The 21,729-nt window shown below is 58.6% G+C and carries 10 protein-coding genes and 1 pseudogene; 1 reads left to right on the top strand and 10 read right to left on the bottom strand.

The annotated features are described in order from the left end of the window. Positions 1-193 precede the first annotated feature (193 nt). A complete protein-coding gene (locus JKL46_RS36675) occupies positions 194-787 on the top strand; it encodes a DUF2778 domain-containing protein (RefSeq protein ID WP_343074137.1) in 594 nt (197 codons plus the stop codon). A gap of 180 nt (positions 788-967) precedes the next feature. Here the strand turns inward: JKL46_RS36675 and JKL46_RS35235 are convergent, their stop codons facing one another. The 10 genes and pseudogenes from JKL46_RS35235 to JKL46_RS36680 all read right to left on the bottom strand — a co-directional run bounded on the left by JKL46_RS35235 (position 968) and on the right by JKL46_RS36680 (position 21,600). Beyond that, the gene (locus JKL46_RS35235; protein ID WP_210381497.1) at positions 968-3,433 is read right to left on the bottom strand and encodes a cellulase family glycosylhydrolase; all 2,466 of its coding nucleotides are present in this window, start codon (positions 3,431-3,433) and stop codon (positions 968-970) included. 383 nt (positions 3,434-3,816) lie between these two features. Further along, positions 3,817-5,340, bottom strand: coding sequence for a hypothetical protein (locus JKL46_RS28210; protein WP_201839764.1), 1,524 nt, complete (start codon positions 5,338-5,340; stop codon positions 3,817-3,819). A 335-nt stretch (positions 5,341-5,675) separates the two neighbouring features. Continuing rightward, a complete protein-coding gene (locus JKL46_RS28215) occupies positions 5,676-6,686 on the bottom strand; it encodes a family 8 glycosyl hydrolase (RefSeq protein ID WP_201839767.1) in 1,011 nt (336 codons plus the stop codon). A gap of 77 nt (positions 6,687-6,763) precedes the next feature. Further along, positions 6,764-9,187, bottom strand: coding sequence for a cellulose biosynthesis cyclic di-GMP-binding regulatory protein BcsB (locus JKL46_RS28220; protein WP_201839771.1), 2,424 nt, complete (start codon positions 9,185-9,187; stop codon positions 6,764-6,766). Positions 9,188-9,236: 49 nt separating this feature from the next. Continuing rightward, positions 9,237-11,411 carry a UDP-forming cellulose synthase catalytic subunit gene (gene bcsA / locus JKL46_RS28225; protein ID WP_201839776.1) on the bottom strand — a complete coding sequence of 725 codons (2,175 nt, stop codon included), beginning with the start codon at positions 11,409-11,411 and terminating at the stop codon, positions 9,237-9,239. A gap of 236 nt (positions 11,412-11,647) precedes the next feature. Continuing rightward, positions 11,648-13,339 (bottom strand): calcium-binding protein, encoded by a 1,692-nt coding sequence (locus JKL46_RS28230; protein ID WP_201839779.1) that lies wholly within the window; start codon positions 13,337-13,339, stop codon positions 11,648-11,650. 229 nt (positions 13,340-13,568) lie between these two features. Continuing rightward, positions 13,569-16,400 (bottom strand): Calx-beta domain-containing protein, encoded by a 2,832-nt coding sequence (locus JKL46_RS28235; RefSeq protein ID WP_201839782.1) that lies wholly within the window; start codon positions 16,398-16,400, stop codon positions 13,569-13,571. A 771-nt stretch (positions 16,401-17,171) separates the two neighbouring features. Then, positions 17,172-18,620 (bottom strand): annotated as a pseudogene (locus JKL46_RS28240) (VCBS domain-containing protein); the annotation flags it as partial. 17 nt (positions 18,621-18,637) lie between these two features. Further along, the gene (locus JKL46_RS28245; protein ID WP_201839789.1) at positions 18,638-19,774 is read right to left on the bottom strand and encodes an Ig-like domain-containing protein; all 1,137 of its coding nucleotides are present in this window, start codon (positions 19,772-19,774) and stop codon (positions 18,638-18,640) included. Positions 19,775-21,345: 1,571 nt separating this feature from the next. Next, positions 21,346-21,600 carry a LuxR C-terminal-related transcriptional regulator gene (locus JKL46_RS36680; protein ID WP_343074138.1) on the bottom strand — a complete coding sequence of 85 codons (255 nt, stop codon included), beginning with the start codon at positions 21,598-21,600 and terminating at the stop codon, positions 21,346-21,348. Positions 21,601-21,729: the final 129 nt, after the last annotated feature.

A 21,729-nucleotide genomic window follows, 5' to 3' on the forward strand; every position in this document is an offset into this window, starting at 1 on the left:
CCGAATCCGCAGCTACTTTGGGCATCCGTCATTCCGCTATGCCGCATAGTTCAAGTTCACCCAAGCCGGATCAGTAAAGGCGTCTGAAGTGACCCCGGACCCAGTGCCTCTCCCCGTACCTCGCCCTCCGGACCTGCAAACTGTCGAGGCGCAGCCAAAGGTCCAGAGATCAGTCGCCTCTGTCTCGGCACTGGTGGAGAATACTGCTGTTGCAAGTCTGCCCGCAGACAAACGATCCCTTATCGAGAAGCTGTTCGGTGCAACGCCAGTCTCTCCGACCGATAGCGATCTCAGGAATGCGTCGCTCGGGAACACCACCGGCAGCATCGCACCAGACGCCAGCCTGAGCCTATACCCAAACTTGAAGGTTGACGCGACCACAGCAATTTATGACATCAGCGCAAAGGTTGTCGTCATGCCAAGCGGCGAAAAGCTGGAGGCACACTCCGGTCTTGGCGACATGATGGACGACCCACGCTTTGTCCATGTGCGGATGAAAGGCGCGACACCTCCTGGAACTTACGTCCTCAGTGAGCGTGAGACCCTCTTCCACGGCGTTCGGGCGCTTCGAATGAAGCCGATTGGCGGCTCCGCTGCTATTTTCGGGCGAGCCGGGATTTTGACTCACCCCTTCATGCTCGGACCGAATGGAGACTCGAACGGCTGCGTGTCGATCAAGGACCATGATCGATTTCTGCAGGCTTACCTGAAGGGCGAAGTCAAGCGCATGATCGTGGTGCTCGGGCGTGGTCTGGATGCGCTTCCCCGTCTCGCAGCAGCGCGGTGACGCGACTGGCGCTGCCGTTGACGAAATGGCGAGCTCTATGGGCGATGATTGCTCGTGGCCAATTGGCTCTCGGAACCAAGCAGTGGCGATAACGCCACATCGTCATCGAAAGAGCCCATCTCCATCATAACGATGACCACCTCGATTCCTTTGACGTTCGACGTGCGAAGGCCTGAAACATCAGATAACGAAGAAGTCGTGATACGTCATCTTGAGGTTTTTCGCCAAAGTAGCGAATTTCACCGGTGCCTTAGCACCGATACCGTCCGGGTCGTAGTAGAGGATGCCCAGTTTGGTGTCGTAGATGATGCGATCGTCCTTGTCCTGCGCGCTCTTACCCTTGAAAAACATATCAGCCTTGAGCTTCCCTGGCTTGGCCGAGCTACCCGCTCCAAGCTTGGTGAACACCTTATTGTCGAGCCAGAAGCTGTCATCCTTGGCGTTGAAATCCAGGATTCGATCGAAGTTCTTGCTATTATCCAGCCTGGTATCAAAGACGAATGTATCTCGGCCGCTATCACCCCGAAGAATGTCGTTTCCGGAGCCTCCATAGAGGCTGTCGTTGCCTCCTCCACCGAAGAGCCTGTCATTGCCGAGGTTCCCTTTGATGAGGTCAGCTTCCGCAGTACCGATGACCCGCTCTCCTATGACATCCTCGATGCTGATGGAGAAGGGTTTATCGACCGACAAACCTGCATCGTCACTCGCCCGAATAACGACTTGGTAGGAGGTCGCCTGTTCATAATCGAGCTTCGTCCGATTGGCGACGACCAGTTCTCCACCGCTGATGGCAAACCGTCCGCCCGCATCGTTGAGAAGTGAATAGTGCAGCGACGCGTCGTCAACGTCGGATGCGGACAAACTTCCAATTGCGGTGCCCAACGTACTGTTTTCAACGACAACCGCACTTGAAAGCGACAGGTGATCCGGAGCATCGTTGACGGCAGCAAACGTCAAAATGAATGAATCCGCGGCTGTCTTACCTCCCGCCGCGGCAATGACAGTCAGCCCCAGTGAGCCCCAATAGTCCCGAGGTGGCTGCGCAGAAAATGATTGCTTGAAGGGATTGAATGCAATCCAGTTCGGAAGAGGTGCGCCGTTGCTGAGAGCCGCTGCATAGGAAACGCCGGGACCGGCCACAAACGTATTTGCTGGGACTTGGTAGGACCAAATCTGGTCTTCCAGACTGATCTGGTCGGCAATGGGATTGGCCAGTATGACCGAGGCTTGCGTCAGCTGGATAACACCGTCTGCAAACTGAAGCTGCTCGATGTCTGTAACGACATCGATGCCGTCGCCATTCGGACGGTGGTCCGTGACCTGGAACTCACCGCCATTGCGCGCCCGGATTGTATAGTCGGCTCTCCTGCCAGTGAATACTGCCGTGTCTGTGCCATCGCCACCGTTGAGGACATCGTTGCCGGAACCGCCCTGCAACGTGTCGTCGCTCGCCCCTCCGTGCAGAAAGTCATCGCCTTGAAGCCCGCTGAGGATGCTGGCTCGCTCGCCAGCATAAAGCTGGTCAGCATTACCGGAGCCAAGGAAAACCAGAGGAAAGTGGCCGGGCCACATGATTGGCTGGAGTTCGGTAATTTTGTTCTGGTGGACGGAGGTCCAGTCGTCCTGCAGGATGCCACCGGTGTCGCCGGAGTTCGGGTTCCACGACCACCAGGTCCAATGGACGCCCTGCTTGTTCGCGGCAATGTCGCTGGTGCCATTGGCATCGAAGTCACCCGACAGATAGGCCGTGATCTTGTCGAGCCAGGCCAGATCCTTCGGATCCGTGAGCTTGCTGCCGAACTCGCCCAGATACACCGGGGCGATGTTCTGCTTGTAGATGTAGCCCCACATCTGGTCGAACTTCGACGGCAGGTTGTTGGGAAACGCCGGATCGTTGAACCAGGGCTGGGCGTAGATCGAGTTCGGATAATCGTGGGCCGAGTAGACCAACCGCCCGGGGACGTCGAGCACGATCGGCCGGTCCTTCACGCCCATGAGGTTGCCACCCCACCAGTAGTACTGGTTGTTGTAGACCTCGATGCCCTCAACAAAGATCAGCCAGTTCGGATTGGCGGCCAGCACGGCATTGCCGGCCCGCTCGGCCGCCGCGGCCCAGTCGGTCGCGGCGTTGCCACCCCAGGTCGCCGGCCCGTGCGGCTCGTTGTGCAAATCGGCCCCGATCACCGTCGGATTGTCGGCATAGTGCCCCGCCAGCATCGTCCAGTTGGCGATCCACTTCTGCTCGGTGTAAGCGCCCTCGTACCACAGCCCGTTGGCATTGGCGCCGGCCCCGGCGCTGGAGCGATGGTGATCGAGGATGATCTTCAGGCCGATCTGCCCGGCATAGGCGACGATCTTGTCCATGATCTGCAGCCCGGTAAGCCCGGCCAGGTCCGGGTTCTTGCCGAAGTCGATGCCGTTGGGCGTGCTGCCGGCGTCAAACAGTTGGTCGGAGAAGGGCAGACGGATGGTGTTGAAGCCCAGATCCGCCATCTGGTGCATCATCTCCTTGTAGTTGCGCACCTGCAGGCCGTCCGGCGCATAGCGGTTCGACTCCATGCCAAACCAGTTCACGCCGGCAAGCAACACCCCAGTGCCAGAAGAATCTACAATCTGATTGCCTTGCGTACTTAGATAGCCTGTCATCAAAGTAGGCTCCAAACCGGCGTTGGATGAGATTGCTCCGCACAAGCCGATAGGGAGCTCCTGCGGGAATAACCGTGGCGTTCCACGGCCAAGGCAATGCGTCGTGAGAGCTATTCAACGCTCATAGAAATTATCCAATTTCACCCTTGGCCACCGGCATCGTTAGTTTCACTGACAAACCGCCTTGAGATCACGTACACAGCTCAATGACTGAGAGGTGCCGAAGAATCACGGCTCCCTCTCCTTTCAACATAGCCCTCATTGGATGCTAGTTGCCTTCGCCGGCGTTGATCAGGCCCGTTGTCGAATAGCAAGTCACCTAGATCGCGTTTCACGCCTCGGTGACGTATCACCCCCCGAGCAGGATAGCTTGATGGCGTTCATCAGTCGCCCCGATGAAGAGGATCCAACTTGGCTCCCGCATAATACACGCCATACTGGGTATCGCGTGTGGATTGCTTTTTATCCAACTCGACGAACTTCTCACGAGCCTTGTCGTACTGATTCAGATGATAGAGTGCCCATCCGCGCAGAACGCCCAGGCCATGGTCCTCCCGTGCAACCCCCGAACGTTTGTCAAGCGTCGCCAGGGCTTCCCGATACTGACCATTCTTGAACTGCTCGACGGCCGCGTTGGCCAACTGGCCAGCCTGCGGCGAGCCGCCTCCGCCTCCGCCTGCGCCGCGCCGAGCGATCCTGCTGCCCTTACCGGGCGTCGCTGGAGGCTTGTCATAGGTCATAAGGGCCGCAACGGCGGCATATTGCTTGCCGTAATCAGCAATCGTTTTCTGAAACAGAGCTCTATCGCCAGTACGGTGGGCCGCCAAAGCCAGCCCAAGAGCATTCGTCTCAGTAGCGTCCCAGCTGACTGACGCTGCAAACCACTGACGCGCCTTGGGAAAGTTGCCTTTGTTGTAATGGTACCAGCCGAGAGCTTGGCTGCCGTTCACGGACTTCGTGGTTGAAACGACATCCTCCATCCGTGCCAAGCGCGCCTCCTCCAGAGACGTGGGATTCGCCTGCGTGATAGCGGTTGCCACGATCTCGACGAAGAGCTTGACAATCAACGGGGAAGTATTGCGCCATTCGAAGGCGATCGCCTCCGCCTCTACGAGTTGGCCTTGTTGGCGCAGCGCGAGCGAATAGCCCTCCGCTGCCTTTGGCAACTTGTCCCAATCCATGGCGAGCTTGAACCATTCCGAGGCTGCTGGCCAGGATTTCAGGGCATAGTAATGCCATCCCAACAGGACTGCATCGTTCGAAGTCTTCTTTTGCTTGACCAACGCCTCAAAGGGCTTCAGATCGGCCGGAGGCACGGGAGGGGCCGAAGCGTCGGATGCGACGGCTCCAATTTGCCGCCGCATAAGATCCAGCTGCACGGTCTCCAGGGCGCTCCCATTGTCGCTTCGGTAGCGGGCTGCGGCCATAAGAGCCTTGACGGCCTGCGCTGGCAGCAAATCCATTGCTTTCTGAATGGTCGCGAGGCGCTCGTCTGGATTGGGACAGCGCGTGAGAATGTATTTATAAAGCTCCTGAGCCTTGTCCTCCTGGCTCATCTGAATGAGAGCCTCCGCCACTCTCCACATGGAATCGACATCGGCGCAGACCAGCATGTCAGGCTGAGATTCAGCAATCGCGAGAACGCCATGAGCGTCCTTGGCATCGGAGGCTGCAATCAGCTGCGCGCGGACATGAGCCTTGTCGAATTCCCGCACGAGCTTTTCTGGCGGACGCCAGTTCGGATCAGCCTTCCGGATGTTCTCGACGGCAACCCTGATCTCGTCATAGCGACCCTCACCAAACAGATCCCATAACTTCTGCTCCACAGCCGGATCGCCAGCCTCATCAAACAAGTCGGATGGGGGCTCCCAAGATGGGTTCAGCACCTTGATGCGCTTGATCTCCATGGCCACACGAGCCGAGTCATTCTGAGAGGCATAGAAGCGCAGGGCACTTTCATCGACCTTGGTATTGGCCTCACGCACGGGCCGCGCTGCCGTCTGCGCGATTGGAGATGCAGCTTGTCGGTCCGTGCTCATCAGCAAAGGACCGCCTGTCGGCGCCGGCTTGCTGCCGGCATTGCTCGGTGGAGGAGCCTTGAGATCGAATGGTGCGCTGACCGCGGCACTGTCGAGTTGGCTCAGGAGCAGACCGGGACGCAGCCCCGATCCATCAGCCGCATGTGCGGTGACTGCGCTCAGAACCGTGGTGCTGATGCAGCCGAGGACAAGGGACATCGATTTCATAGACATTCCGGGTACCTTTCCTGAAGGGCCAACAGCGCAAGAATGTGGAGGGTTGTGGCGTAGTAGGCGTCGGATTCGACCTTGCGCAGTGAAACGTGCAGCTTCTGCTTGTGCAGCGCGCATTTCGCGGCGGCGATGACCGCCTTGAACCCGGTGCCGCCCAATGTCTGCTGCGCGCTGCCCGACGAGAGATCGACCTCGAAGGGCCCGAGATTGAGCTCGCTGTTCCAGAGCCCGACAAAGGGGCGGAGGAGATCGGGTTGGTTCAGCTGAGCCCAAGCGAGATAGAGGGGAATGCGGATCGCGTTGTAGCTGAACTTTGCTGGAAAGGCCCTCGCGGGAGCCGGCTGGCCGGAACCGATGGCGATCCAATCAGCCGGGAGCCGAAGGGGTCCGAAACGGCTCTCACGAAGCAACTTCAATCCAGTCGCCTGAACGGCCGCCCAATCGGTTTCCGAATCCAGCGTCTTGAACCGCTCGAACGCCGGGAACACCCAATAGGACAGATTGAGGACCTGACCGTCGGGATGACTTTCGGGTGAGAAGCCGATCCGTCCCGGCATCAGGATGGTTCCCATGGGACTCGACGCGATATTCTCCTTGCTAACGGCGCGAATGATGTCGCGAGCCGCTTCGCGGTACTTCATGCTCCCCCAACGCTCCGCTGCCTCCGCCAAAGCCCAGGCGATGAGAATGTCTCCATCGGAGGCGTTGTTCTTATCGGTCACTTTTGACGCAGTACTGTCATCCCACTTCCAGGCCGCAAGCCCGCTTGGGTCGACATAGAGCTCGCGCTTTGTCCATTGCCAGATTTCGTCGAAGGCGGCGCGATCTCCGGCTTTGACGGCGATCAGCATGGCATAACCTTGCCCTTCGCTGTGACTGATGCGATTGACGTCATCAATCACGCGCCCAGCCCGAACGAAACGCTTCTTGTAGGTGCCCCAGGCTGTTTCCAGCCAGTTGGCTGCAAGGTCACCTGCGGCCTGGGTCGTTTCTGCCCCCAAGCTCGCAGCTGCCGCACACAAAGGGAGAACGGCCCCTGAGATCAACATCACAAGCACCATTCCCATCTGTCTTGCCATCATGACTCTCGCACCCCCGAGGAGCGAAGCGCCCATTGCATGAAGGCTGTCATCACGATGAACAGGCCGAGCAGAACCGCGAGGTAGGCCAGAACGTTGTGCGACAACCAGCCCGCGGCGATCAGACGGATATTCTTAAGGCTCAAAGACTCGGTCGGCACGAGGAGGATCTGCTCGGACACCCGGGTGCTGATGGAACCGTCCTTAGCATTGTAGACCGCTGCATCGCCGACGAATTGCTGCCAGAGCGATCCGGACAGCACCTCCGTAACGGCATGGGACAGGTGTTCCGGGCTGGGCGCCACAAACACTGTCATAGAGGTGACATTCGGCAGCAGCCTGGTTTGCCAGCTTCCTGAAACTCCGTCGGTTTTCGCTCCCTGTGCCACGATCAGCGTGCTTGCCTCGCTCAGCGGCAAGTCAGCTCGCTTTCCCACATCGCGAAGACTCGCATGGTTGATAGTTCCGGACATGAGTTTGGAAATGGCTTCCTTCGCGGACTGAACGTAGTGGTGCAGCCAGTTAGAGCCTTCACTGTCAAAGACTTTCAGCATTCCGGATGGCTGAGGCGCCGCCACTGGAGAGGACACAACGGGAAGGCTGCCAGTATTGTCCACGCTCGTCTGCGCACTCGGGTTGTTCGTGGAGAGTGGAATGGCGTTCCCGACGGAAGCGACCTGAACCCGCTGCTGCGCAGCCATCGACTCCGGCATCCGCGATGCTGGCTGACGCCAGGCCCTGCGCAGCTTGTCCAGATCAAGACCGGCCTCCCGCAGGATTGCCTCGGGCATGTCGTCATAGGCGCCGAGCGCGAGCACGTGGGACGTGCCGGACGGGACCACATCAAAGGCAAAGCGCGCCTTGGTCTCGTGACGTGAGATGGTTGCCATTTTTGCCAGAGCCGTCAATGCTGTCTCTATGGCCTCTTGGCGGCCCTTCGGAACAAACACTGTCAGGTCACCTGCCTTCGACAACTTCGACAAGCCACCGGGAATGACGGACGAAATGTTGGGCACTACGCCCACGCGCCCCAGGGACGGGATGGTTACCTCGCCCGTTCCTGACAGCAGGAAGCGCTCGCGGTTATCGACAAGGGCCTCGAGGGTGCACTTTTCATCCGCGCTGGTGCGCGTCTCAGCCTCGAAGTCGATCGTGTTCAGCCCGGGCTTGAATGTACTGACGGGAAGAAAGAAGGACCGCTTGCTGAGGATAGCGCCAGCCGTGTTCCCCATGGGCGCATCCGCGATGGCAGTGCCGTTGACGCGGATGATCATCTTGCTCGTCGGCAGAAGCCCCGATGCATAGACCGCATCGGCCGAGACAGTGACACGGTCGTAATCGGCAGCCAGAAGGTCCGCCGGCATCTGAAGCCGAATGGTCTGCCGGTAGAACCGGCCGCGGAACGGTTCGGTCTCGAGACCGAGATCGGCAAGCGTCATGGTCTGGCCACCCTCAGCCTTCCATCCACTTGCATTTCTGAGTGCCCGGATGCCGGCGGGCGCGCCCTGCGGCGCAGCCTGTTGCGCCTGCTGCAACAAAGCGTCCAAGGCAGCGTCGACCTCGGTCGCCGTTTCGCCGGTGACGAGCAGCGTGACATTGCCGGTCTGGATGTTGTGCTGAACCCGATGGCGGGGTCCGATACCTGGAACTTTCAGACCGGTTGCGGACATGATGTCCGAGGTGGTCCCCACAACTAGATCAAGCCCACTTTCGTTTTTCGATTCCGGCGTCAGCTCCACGCTCGGGTGGATGAAGTTCCCAAACATCACCGCTGCCTGGACCGCGCGAGATGCCTGGTCGAGGTCGGAAGGCTCGCTCGTGCCGAACTGTCTGACTCGGATCGAGGTCGTGCCGTCCCGTCCCGGATTGACAACGGCCAGCTCCTGCGGCGTGCGGATCTCTCCGGAAGCACCTGCAAGGAGCAGAGCACTCTGCTCAGGCAGCAACTGCGTCCAGAGTTCATAGGTGGAGTTGACGGAGCAGTCGACGCGGTGGGTTTGGCGAATACTGACCCGGACCGAATTGAAGCCGGCCTGCAGAACGCCCAACGGGACGCCGAGGCTCAGAACTTCCGATTGATTGGAATTCTGAACAGCCGTTTCACCGACGACGACATCGTTGACCCGGACGATCAGCCTGAAGGTTTCCGGCATGACCGAGATCGCGTTGCGATAGGCCAGCTGGATCTTCGCCGTGCGAGCGGCTTCGCCGGCTGTCAGAAAGATGGGGAACTCGCGGCTTGCAGCCTCACCGACGAGTCGACTGTCCTCGCCGATCATCGCAAAAGGCCGTCTCCACTCTGGAAGTGCCGTTGTGAGGGAGGCAAGGCCTCCCCCCGCTTGGCTGCGGGGAGCTTCCACCGCTTCCGCCCGGCTTGCAGCAAGCGACATGAGAAGGGTAGCGAGAGCCAAAAAAGGGCGCATGGGATACTCCTGGAAAGAGGAGAAACGGGAAAGTGCGAGTGCTTCGTTGCTAGGAACCTGAATTCGGAGACTCGGCCCCTGCCGTGCGGCGGAACAGGGCAAAGCTCATTCCCCGGAGGGTGTGGCCGAGCGCCCATGCCATGACTTCGATTGTGCCCGCCAGGATACTCCTGGTGCGCTGCCGAGCCATGCGAGCCTCCCGCAGCAGCCTCAGATCGCCGAACATCAGGGCGGAGATGGTGCTGTAATGAGCCGCCTGCAGTTCATGGAAAGTCAAGGCCACCAACTGGCTGTTCCGCTCGAAGCGAGTGTTGACGACCTTCACGGGTAGAACGGAGCCAGCGACTTGCACTTCGGGCGACGTCACGGCCAAGCCAGCCTGGGACTGCATGCGCAACGGATGGGTTCCAGAGACCCGGATGAGCATGCCACCCTGAGACACATCGAGGATCTGGGCTGACACTGCGGCGCCGTCGATGTGAAACTGGCCGCGCCCCTGCGTCGGTACCCGGTGTGTGCCACGCCGCTCCCGGCGCTCGGACACGACGCCGAGCGCAAGGCCTGCCAAGAACAGGTTGAACAGGTTCCAGATGCCGGCGATCATCAGAATGCCTGTCGCTTCAGGCTCATACTGCAGCCGGTAGAGCACGGTGAAAGCACCGGCGAGGAGGATCGCGAAGATGGCAAAGTAGGGCCAGGCAAGAGCAGAGAGTCGATCCTCGCCGGCGGCCTCCCCCTTTGCGGTCACGTTGAAGGTCGGACGGCTTGGGTTCTTCAAGACGCTGACGATCGCCGGGAGGAGATAGACCGACTGGACATACTCATACAGCTCTGACACCCACGGCCAGCGGAAGCGGCCGTAGGCGTAGCTCTGCAACAGGATCGCTGCTGCCAGATAGGCGCAAGTGTAGGCGCCGAACTCGCTCACAGTGGCGTTGTAGACCTTCAGATTGAAGAAGATGAACAGCAAAGGCGCGAATAGAAAGACCATCCGCGGGATCGGGAAGAACCAGAACATGGCGCTTGAGAGGTAGCAGGCGCGCTGGGCGAGGGTGAGCCCCCGCTTCAGCATCGGGTTCTTCATCAGGAAGATCTGCATCATGCCCGTGCACCAGCGGGTGCGCTGTCCGATGAAAGCGGAGAACGTCTCCGGCTGCAGCCCTGCAATCAGGGGCTTATCAACGTAGAGGCTGTTCCAGCCGGTCGCGTGAAGCTCGAGAGCGGTCTCGCAATCCTCAGTGATCGAGGTGCCGGCAAAGCCGCCCGCCTGCTCAAGCGCACTGCGGCGCAGCAGAGCGGCAGAGCCGCAGAAGAAGGATGCGTTCCACTTGTCGAGCCCCTTCTGGATCATGCCATAGAACATCTCGTTCTCGGACGGCATGCGCTCGAAGGTCGAAAGATTTTTCTCGACGGGATCAGGATTGATGAAGAAATGCGGCGTCTGCACGAGAAACAGCTTCGGGTCGCGTGCGAAGAAGCCAACAGTCTCGGTCAGGAAGTCCCGCGCCGGTGCGTGGTCGGCATCGAAGACCACCACGAGTTCGCCCTTCGAGTGAAGCAGACCATTCGAGAGATTGCCCGCCTTGGCGTGCAGGTTGCGCGCACGGGTCAGATACTGCACGCCGAGTTCACCGCAGAGCTTCTGCAATTCCTCCCGGCGCTTCACGGCCGCTTCGGCGACCGCGGGATTGGGAGATTGAACCTTCTGGTCGGTACCACCGTCATCAAGCAGATAAACCGTCAGCTTGTCCTCCGGATAGATCATGGCTTTTGCAGCCGACAGGGTCAGCGCCAGCAGCGCGGCGTCCTCATTGTAGGACGGAACGAAGACATCGACGGTCGGAGCTTCCTTGTCGGACAATCTCGGAGCACTGGGACGTTGGATGGGGCGAGAGATAACGAAAAGGCTGAGTGCCAGCATCACCACGCAGAACATTTCCGCGCCGTAGATCATAACGCCCGGAACAAAGTCGAAAAGGTTGTTCGTATTGGGAATGGTCGCAGTCGTGCGCCAATAGACGTATCGAAGAACCAGGAGAGCGCCTAAAGCGAAGAAAAGATGGCGCCAGTAGCCCTGGAGGTTCAACAATTTGATTCCAAGCATAACAGCCAGGCACATCAGGGCAATCGACCACTGGGTATCCGTTCCCACCGGCTGAAGCACCAAAACTAGGGCCATTAGCGAAGTCAGCAAGCATAGTCCATGCGAAAGCGATCGCAGCATTGGCCCCCTCCAGAGATCTTGGGATCTCGCATGTGCGAGATGCCTTAAGCTACGCTGGATTCAGGCCTCGAAACTATTCCTCATATTGGCTTATTTGGCTGTCAGAGGCAGTACTACTATGGAGGTTTGCCGCAGCGCAGCAATACTTCTTTTGATTGGTCCCGACCAGGGATTCCACGGTTGTTCGCTTGAATATAATCCCTTAAGAGCCTTCGAGTGGGCTCCTGTCGTTCAACTCAGATGATGTAAAAATCTTTGCTGGTGAGATTCAAGCCTGCTTTGAGCTTGGCAAAGAGAACAGGCTTGAACCCGTTGCCTGAACCGTCGGCATCGTAGGTCAAATAGCCCTTGCTCTTGGTGTAGGTCAGATAGTCATTGCCATCCTGCGGCCTGTTACCGACGTTGAAAAATTCCGGATTGAGGCTCCCCGCCCTGCCTAATTTCTTGAAGACAAGATTGTCGAGCCGGATCGTGTCGTCCTGAACGTTGAAGTCCGAGATCGTATCGACATTGGCCTTGGCGCTGAGCGAGCTCCTGAAGATGAAGGCGTCCTTGCCCCAGCCTCCGGATAGCGTGTCCCTGCCAGCACCTCCTTCGAGAAAATCGTTGCCGGCATCGCCATAAAGCCTGTCGTTGTCGTTACCCCCTTGGAGGGTCTCGCTGTGCATGCTGCCATAAAGGGTGTCGTGCCCGCTCCCGCCGATCAGCTTGTTCTTACCGGTGCCGCCGTACAGACAATCATTTCCGGTTCCGCCATCGATGGTGTCATTTCCGACGTCGCCGTATAGCTGGTCGTCGCCATCGCCTCCCGCGAGAGCGTCGTTGCCGGATCCTCCGTAAAGGCTGTCGTCGCCGGACGAACCCCGCAGAACGTCGTTCTCGATATCGCCGTAGAGCGTATCGTTGCCCTCTCCCCCATCGAGGTGGTCACGGCCCATCCCTCCGAAGACCATATCCTGTCCAGCGCCGCCGATGACGGTGTCGTTGCCTCCGTCGCCATAGAGCCGGTCATCGCCGTCGAATCCCTCAATCCAGTTCGCGCCCAGATTGCCCACGATTTCGTTCGCGAGCGCATTGCCGTGGAGATTGATGGGAGACAAGCCTCCCACAGCTTTCAGGACTTCGATGTGGTCGCCCAAGCTATAAGAGGCTTCAGCGATAACTGTATCGTATCCCTGCGCGTCATTCTCCAACACCACATCGAGACCGTCATCGACGATGTAAAGATCGTCCCCTGCCCCGCCGATCAGGGTATCAACGCCGCCTTTGCCGTCGATCTCGTCGTTGCCCGAGGTTGCGACGATCAGGTTGCGAAACCCGTTGCCGCCCAATGCAAGTGAATAGGCTCCGGACGCCGCTCGCAGCTCCTCGATCTCGGCATCAGGAGCCATCGAGAAGCTCGCGCTGCTCCAGATAACATCATAGCCACCACCATTGGCTTCGAAGATTCGATCATCCTTGTGATCGACGATGAAGGTGTCGTTGCCGGCACCTCCATCCATCGTATCCGCGCCTGTCCCCCCATCGATCCAGTCGTCGCCGCCATAGCCCTCGAGATAATCGCCTCGCCAGGAGCCTATGAGCTGGTCATCTGCGGCCATCACAACAGCCGCCGATATGGCACCGCGAGCATGGAAGCTCAGGAGGTTGTCGTAGACGAAAGCAATACCATCATTCGGATGGCTGTAGGTGAGCCACGGGGCGTTGCTGGGGCCGAATTGCAAGGAGGACACCTCACCCTGCGCCGGAGCGACGTCGCTGCCTCGATAGAGGACGTCAACGGGTGAGTTAAAGATGGTGACCTGAAAACGCCCGGTGTCAGCGCCTGCCTCGATGCCATAAATGACGGCGTTGTCCACGATAGCCGAGAATAGCGCCTGCAGTCGCAGTCCCTCCGGCATGCTGGCGCTAAACGTAAGGACAGCCATTATCCATTCTCGGGCTTATTGAGGGCTCGAACGGGTTGAAGGGAAGATCGAGCGCTCTACCAGGCTCAATCAAAAGCTTATCCTGGCTGCACCGGTATGAGAACCCCGTGCCGGAGCTGTATTGAGGGCGATTGTGGAGAGTAACCCCAAAGATTGATCGGGCTTTTCAGCCCATGGTTCCATATCGGTTCACACTCCTCGCAAGAGGACCTCACTCCGGTGATGATGCTCACAGGATCCAGTCGAATGATGTGGAGGACGGGTGACCGGGACTGGCCTGAAAGCCGAAGGTCACTTCCTGACCGGGTGCGATAGTGCGGTTCCATCCTGCATCATTGAGCAGGTAAGTATCGTCACTGCGGCTTACGATCGTGGCATTCCAGATGTTTGAGATGTCGACGGGAGATTTGAGTTTGAGCGCCCAGGTATCAACGGCGGTTGGGCCGGTATTCTTCACGGTAACATTCGCCGTAAACCCGCTTCCCCAGTCATTGGTAATGGTCGTTGTGGCCTTGAGCGTCGACGCTGACGGAGGAGCCGTGGGAGGCGTTGTCGGAGGTATCGTGGTTCCACCGTCATCGTTGACAATTGTGGCGGCCGCCGACGGCTTGCTCAGGGTTGCTCCTGTCGGGCTGGACAGGGCGAGTTGGAACGTCTCGTTCGCTTCCTGAAGCGCGTCGCCGGCCACCTTCACGGTGACAATCTTCTTCGTTTCTCCGGGGGCGAAGGTCAGCGTTCCTGCAACAGGCGTGAAGTCGCCGTCGGTCGCGGATCCTGCAACGGTCTTGTAAGCGACGGTCACCGGCGTGGCGGACGTGGAGGACAGCTCCACCGTGAAGACCGCGTTCGTGACGCTATCGACCGTCGAGCCCCCGTCCCCGGCGTCGAAATCGAACATGATTGGCTGGAGTTCGGTGATTTTGTTCTGGTGGACGGAGGTCCAGTCGTCCTGCAGAATGCCACCGGTGTCGCCGGAGTTCGGGTTCCACGACCACCAGGTCCAGTGCACGCCCTGCTTGTTCGCGGCAATGTCGCTGGTGCCATTGGCATCGAAGTCACCCGACAGATAGGCCGTGATCTTGTCGAGCCAGGCCTGATCCTTCGGGTCCGTAAGCTTGCTGCCGAACTCGCCCAGATACACCGGGGCGATGTTCTGCTTGTAGATGTAGCCCCACATCTGGTCGAACTTCGACGGCAGGTTGTTGGGAAACGCCGGATCGTTGAACCAGGGCTGGCCATAGATCGAGTTCGGATAATCATGGGCCGAGTAGACTAGCCGCCCGGGAACATCGAGCACGATCGGCCGGTCCTTCACGCCCATGAGGTTGCCACCCCACCAGTAATACTGGTTGTTATAGGCCTCGATGCCCTCAACAAAGATCAGCCAGTTCGGGTTGGCGGCCAGCACGGCGTTGCCGGCCCGCTCGGCCGCCGCAGCCCAGTCGGTCGCGGCGTTGCCGCCCCAGGTCGCCGGCCCGTGCGGCTCGTTGTGCAGATCGGCCCCAATCACGGTCGGATTGCCGGCATAGTGCCCCGCCAGCATCATCCAGTTGGCGATCCACTTCTGCTCGGTGTAAGCGCCCTCGTACCACAGCCCGTTGGCATTGGCGCCGGCTCCCGCGCTGGAGCGATGGTGATCGAGGATGATCTTCAGGCCGATCTGGCCGGCATAGGCCACGATCTTGTCCATGATCTGCAGCCCGGTAAGCCCGGCCAGGTCCGGGTTCTTGCCGAAGTCGATGCCGTTGGGCGTGCTGCCGGCGTCAAACAGTTGGTCGGAGAAGGGCAGACGGATGGTGTTGAAGCCCAGATCCGCCATCTGGTGCATCATCTCCTTGTAGTTGCGCACCTGCAGGCCGTCCGGCGCATAGCGGTTCGACTCCATGCCAAACCAGTTCACGCCGGCAAGCTTCACCCCAGTGCCAGAAGAATCTACAATCTGATTGCCTTGCGTGTGGAAGAAGCCCTGTCCGACACCGGTTCCAGTGCCAGGCACGGTAACCGGGTTGCCCTCCTGGACAGAAATGTCCGCCACTGTGATGGATGGCGTGGGAGCCGCCTGATCATCATTGACGATGGTCGCTGTCCCCTGCCCCTTGGCGATCGTCGCTCCCGCTGCTCCGGACAGATGAAACTTGAAGGTTTCGTTCTGCTCCGAAAGCATGTCGCCGAGGACCGACACGGCCACAGTCTTCGTGGTTTCGCCTGGAGCGAAGGTGAGAGTGCCAGCCTTCGTCGCGTAGTCAGAGCCTGCAAGGGCGGTTCCGTCGGCAGTGGCATAGGATACGGTGACGGGCGCGGTGGCTGCGGCCGAAAGGGTCACCGTGAAAGTCGCGTTCGACGTACCGCTGTGTCCCTCTGCAATGCTGACGTCGGAGACGCTCACGGACGCGCTGGGTGCGGCGACATCGTCATTGGTGATCGTGATCGTGCTTTGTCCGTCGGCGATGGTTGCCTTCGTCGGGGATGACAGGTTCACGACGAAGGACTCGTTGGTCTCGACGGCCGTGTCACCGGTGACCGAAATAGCGATCGTCTTGCTGGTCTCGCCGGGAGCAAAGGTCAGAGTGCCGGACTTCGCGGCATAGTCCGTGCCCGCCTGAGCCGTGCCATTCGCTGTGGCATAGTTGACGGTGACGGCCTCGGTCGAGGCCTTGGACAGGGAAACAGCGATCAGGGCGTCCTTGGACCCTGAATTCCCCTCAGCGAGACTGGCATCAGCGATCGCCAGTGTCGGAAGCGCAGGGGTTTCGCCGACTGCCTGGCCATTGACAATGTAGCCGGTGGGCTGCGGCGATGATCCGATATAGCTGGCCTGGAACCCGAATGAGACCGTGCCGTTCGGGCCGAGCGCACCATTCCAGGCAGCGTTGCGTATGATGTAGTGATTGCCGACATGGCTCACGATCTGCCCGTTCCAGAGATTGGTGATCTCGAACGGGGCATCAAACTCGATAGTCCAACCGTTGATTGAACTTGGGTTGGGATTACTTAAGGAAATTGAGCCGGTAAAGCCAGTGTCCCAGCCACTATCGAGTTTGAAATCAAGATTGTACGTCATTCTTTCACCATCTCAGCCAATTTCGCATGAATATCGCTGGAGCAATACTGCATAGTGACATGAGTTTGTGAAATTAAGTCAATTTGGTGTTATCCCATGCTCATAATTTGAGCGCGCCCTTATGGCTGCTTTGGCCGTGTGGATCACAGATGCCTAAGCCGGAGGAGTTCGATGCGAGTGTCAGCAATCATACTGATGGGCCTTGTCCTGTCAGGGTGCGTTTCGTCCAGTGAGCCGGCCTCCCAGCCCGTACCACCGGCCAACCTTGGGTCGACACAGGCCGCACCTCCCGTGCCCCCGGCCCCGATCCCGGCGGGCCTTCCGCCAGGATATACCCGGCATATCACTTACAGGGATGGCAGGTTCACCTTGCCGGACGGCTCGACTGTGCCTGCCGATCCCAATGGTGGATTCACGATCTCCACCGGGGTCTATGTCCCGCACGATGGAACAGGCGGGATCATCCTCCCCAATGGAGCGCGATGCATTTCCGACCGTGCACAGGGCTACTACTGCCCCTGAGGCGTCCCTCTGTGGTCGCCTATGGCCTTCAAGTCAGATGCCTGGCCTCTAGCCTGCCATCCGCATGAGTTGCTGAGACACCATCCCCCAGGAGTTGGTTCCTGAGGCTGCTTAGTCACCATTAGTTCCAAGCCTACAAAGGCGCGAAGCTGGATCAGGATATGGCGGGTCAGTCGCTTCTCACTTCCTCGTGATAAACGAAAAGGGGACAGTTGCCCGTCCCCTCTTGCATCACACTGACCATTCAAATCAAACGATGAAGTAAAAGTTGTCGAGCGCGAGGTGATTGCCTGATCCGTTGCCGTTATACGTGCCACTGACCTGTGTGACATCGAATTCAAGCTGGTCGATGGAACCCCAAGATGGGTCGAAAGTGGTTGCATTCTTGTTGTCAATGACAACGCTCTGCGACCCGACCACGACCCCGTTGTTATAGCCGGTGACCTTCACGATCATCGACGTTGCCCAAGCGGCCATCATGTCCACTTTGTCGAAGACGAAGTCCGATCCGTTGGTTCGGGTAATTTCAACGGGGTCAGCCGCAAATGGCGTGAACGCCACGTTGCCATCAGGATCAAGCTTGGCATACCCGCTGCTCGGATAGTTCTGCTTCCCGTCCGTTTCATACAAATTGTAATTGGCAGCATGCCAGTTGAAACCGTTGTATCCGTCCGGAATTGGTGAGTCATAGTCCGGACGGTCTTCGAAGTTCACGATCAAGTTTGCGGCCTGAACCTCGTCCACGCCGTTCACGGTCACATTCACGGCAGTCGCAGTACCGTCCGCCGAATGAGCCGTCATCGTCTGGAGGATATGATCACTTGCCGTCAGCGGCTGTGCCGCCGCGTTGTTGAGCGTGAATGACCATGCACCATCCGCCGCAAGATGGAAGTGGCCATAGTCGGTATCCAGTTCCTGCGCCAAGAGGTACGCCTCACCGGTATCGACATCCGTTACGTTCAGCTTACCAGTTACCACCTGAGGCTGCGGGTTGGCATCCTCCGTCACCGATCCTGTGCTGGTCCCGGAGATAGAGGCAAGGTCGTTCGACCCGTTTATGGTCACAGAAACCGTTTCCGTAGTTCCGTCAGCCGATTGAACCGTGAACTCCCGGAGGAGATGGTCATTGGCTGTTAGCCCCTGAACCGCCGCCGAGTTGTCCAGCACGAAGTTCCAAGAACCATCCGTATCGAGATGGAAGGTCCCGAGATCGTTATGTGTGGTCTGCGGCTGGAAGCTGCTCTGGCCAGAGTCCTTGTCGGAGACCGTCAGGGTGCCGCTCGCGGAAGGGTTGGTGTCTTCCGTCACGACGCCAGATTTGGTCCCACGAATCTGAGCCGCATCATCCGCGCCGCTGACCGCCACCGTGATCGTCTCCGAAGCGGTGCCATCAACCGACTGAACCGTGAGCGTCTGATTGATGTGGTCGGCAGAAGTCAGTTCCTGCGCCTTGGTGTTGTCAATGACGAAGGCCCATTGGCCGCTGGCAGAGTCAAAAGTGAAGTCACCGTAGGTGGCATGCAGGGCCGAGACTGGAACGACTGCAAAGGCGTTCTGTCCGTCATCGACATCCGATACGGTCAGCGTACCTTCCGCTTTCTGAACGCCATCCTCAGTCACCGCACCAGCCTTGTCACCCGAGATCAACGCATTGTCGTTCAGGCCGCAGACGCGAACCGTGACGGTCTGAACGTCAGAGAAGCCCTGATCGTCTGCTACCGTGTAGGTAAACGTGACATCTGTGTACTCGCCAGCGTGAGGTGCTGGAACGCAGAGCCGGGATCGAAGGAGACGGTTTTGCCGTCTGGGCTGACCGACACAGAGCCGCCAGCCGGTTGTGTGACACCCGCGACGTGCAGTGCCTTGCCATCCGCCAGAAGGTCGACGTCGTTTGACAGCACATTGATGACGACCGAGTGGTCCTCGTCCGTGGTTGCGCTGTCATCCGCCCCCTCGACTGGGGCTTTGATGACGATTTTCTCGAACTGGCGCGCCGTGATGTTGAGGCTCTTGAAGGTGTAGGTCCAATCCTTATTGGCTTTGAATCCGTTGATGTCAGCGATAACGCTAGGGTCTTTGGCCTGTGCCGCCGTCAAAGTGAGTTCAAGTATATCGGAGCCACCTTCACCCCAAAGCTCCTTATAGACACCGTCAGCCACAACGCGAACAATGTCGTTGCCTTCGCCCGCATAGACAAGGGCCTTGCCGCCGCTGATGCTGATATCGTCAGCGCCTCCACCAGAGTAAATCTGGTGGTCTCCGACTCCGACCGTGATCTTGTCCGTACCGCTACCCGTGTAGATGTGGTTAATACCGCCACCCGCATTGATGGTATTGCTACCCTCCCCAGCAAAGATGTCGTCGTTGCCGTCGCCCGTGGTGATATTGTCGTTACCAGAGCCAGCGGTTACCCGATTGGCGCCTGCACCGGCGTCGATCCAGTTGTTTCCTTCACCGGCATTGATTTCGTCGTTGCCGTTGCCAGTCGTGATGCGGTCCGCGCCCGAGCCGGTGTTGACCCGATTCGTGCCAGCACCCGCGTTGATGACGTTAGCGCCTTCACCGGCATTGACCTGATCGTCGCCATCGCCCGTGGTGATATCGTCAGCGCCCGAGCCAGTATTGACGTTGTTGTTGCCACCCGAATCCTTGATGATATTGCGACCCTCGCCGAGGTTGAAAGTGTCGTTGCCGCCGCCAGATTCCACCGAATCGTTACCCGATCCAGCGTTGAACGTGTTGCTGCCAATGAGGTCCTTAACGTTGTTGTTGCCCTCGCCTAGATTGTACTGATCGTAGTCGATATTTCCGGCGAGCGTGTCGTCCCCATTACTTCCGTTGTACGTAGCCATTTTTTTACCTTCTGCACATTACTCTTCGATACTGAAGAGCACATACAAAGGACCGCAGTCGCCAAGCTTCGTAAATGCAAATAGTGGATGAAATTACATTCTTAGGGATTAACACCCTTGCATGCATAAAAGAGCACGATGCAGCACTCGCTGCCCATAACCCAGTCGAAAGTCCGCGCTCTTTGTTTCAGTCTAGTATTTCGGAGTACATCGGCTCGAAGGAATTCACTCGCCTCAGCGACCGGACAAGGTCAGACTACAACAAGCACATAGCCAGTATCCAAAAGGAATTCGACACCCTTCCTTTGTATGCATTCAAGCGGGAGAATAGCAAACGCACCCGTGGCATCTTCAAAAAGTGGCGTGATGCCTTCTACCAACGATCAGATCGCCAAGGGAATGATGCGTGGACGGTGTTAGCCCGGATATGCTCTGTAGGTAAAGACCATGGACTTGTTGGGGGCCCCCGCGAAAAGGGAGGCCGTATGTACGAATCGAAGCGGTAGCATTTGATCTGGTATCGCGACCACGAAGAGAAGTTCTATCGATCGGCTCCGGAGCACATTTCGCTGGCAGTCCATCTGGCGATCTGGACCGGACAGCGGCAAGGCGATCGGCTCCGGATGTGGTGGGCCAATGAGAGGCGGACGAACCCTACTGCGATGGCACGTACATGTATCTTCGCCAAAACAAGGGCGGAGCGTTCGACCGGGTTACAGTCGTCGGGCCGCTAAAACTGCACTCGAAAAGGGGAAGGAGAAGGTGGCAGGACCGTACATCCTAATGACGACCCGCAACAAGAAGTGTAGCCAGTCAGATCTGGGACGGCTCTTGGCCTGACACAGTCAGGACAAGACATTACCTGCTCCGCAGCACTGCGCCAAGAAGGCTTGTCAGATGGCGTCACTCTAGGCTATCCGGTCAATGGATTCCCTAATTGGGTCAGTAGCGTTGTGCTTGTTTATCCTGCGGTAGCGTTGATCGGCGGTCTGACCAGCTGCATTCTGCTTTGGCCCTATGGAGCGGCCATTGCGCTGCTCAGTATCCCGTTTGTCGGGAGCTTGTTTGCCCTGGTCGCTGCGGCCTCAATTCACCTGCTTGCGCCAGATAAGCCGGCCCACACGGAGCGGAACCAGAACTTGAACGCAGCGGAAACCGCTAACCGGTCCGAATAAACGGAGTAATCACATCTCGCGCGCAAAACGCCGATATGACCGAATGCCACGATACCATCGGCCTCTCCGAGCTCACCGGCCAGCCCGCGACCACAGTGCCCGAGGAACGTTAGGAGCCGATGCCAGCGGTCGTAGAAGGTGCCGAGCGAAAGGCCCGTTGAGAAATAGACCGATTACCGATGTCGATCAGAATGATCCGACCGGGCGCGTTGCGTATCAGCCCGAACCGATGCGGAGTTCTTACCCTCCGCTGGACGCCCTGGTCGAGGCAGAGGCAATGCTCGACCTGGGCGTTTCGTGTCCGGTTTGTGCACGTGGCTCAAGTAGTCGTCTATGAATGCCACGGCGCCATGACTGGAGATGTGCGTGAAGGGCCTCTTGGCAGTCAGGTCGCTTTCAAGAATCCAGATGCGCACGAGGGACAGGCGTCATACGATCCGACGCCCACATAGCGGCCTGGGTCCGGTTGGCCGCCCCGATCTTGCGCAGGATCGACTTCACGTGAACCTTGACCGTTGACTCGGTGACATCGAACTGACGGGCAATGACTTTGTTCGGCTCCCGGTTCATGATGCCACGAAGGACGTCAGCCTCGCGGGGAGAGAGCTTCTTGATCCGATCGTCCAACACTTTCGGGCCCGCATCAGCCACCTGACGCTGCTGTTCCTGGTGCGTCGATAGTGCTTCGCGCTGTTCGTGACGTTCCCGGGTTCGAAGTGACGGGAGACGTCGTTCTCGGAACCTTCTCCTTCGCCAAATACCTGATGTGGAAGGATCTTT

Source organism: Microvirga zambiensis WSM3693, from assembly GCF_016735695.1.
In the GTDB taxonomy this organism is placed as follows: Bacteria; Pseudomonadota; Alphaproteobacteria; order Rhizobiales; family Beijerinckiaceae; genus Microvirga; species Microvirga zambiensis.

Coding starts and splice junctions, on each gene's coding strand:
- JKL46_RS28245 (WP_201839789.1), bottom strand. CDS start 19,774: ATGGCTACGTACAACGGAAGTAATGGGGACGACACGCTCGCCGGAAAT.
- JKL46_RS35235 (WP_210381497.1), bottom strand. CDS start 3,433: ATGACAGGCTATCTAAGTACGCAAGGCAATCAGATTGTAGATTCTTCT.
- bcsA (WP_201839776.1), bottom strand. CDS start 11,411: ATGCTGCGATCGCTTTCGCATGGACTATGCTTGCTGACTTCGCTAATG.
- JKL46_RS28235 (WP_201839782.1), bottom strand. CDS start 16,400: ATGACGTACAATCTTGATTTCAAACTCGATAGTGGCTGGGACACTGGC.
- JKL46_RS28220 (WP_201839771.1), bottom strand. CDS start 9,187: ATGCGCCCTTTTTTGGCTCTCGCTACCCTTCTCATGTCGCTTGCTGCA.
- JKL46_RS28230 (WP_201839779.1), bottom strand. CDS start 13,339: ATGGCTGTCCTTACGTTTAGCGCCAGCATGCCGGAGGGACTGCGACTG.
- JKL46_RS28210 (WP_201839764.1), bottom strand. CDS start 5,340: ATGGAGATCAAGCGCATCAAGGTGCTGAACCCATCTTGGGAGCCCCCA.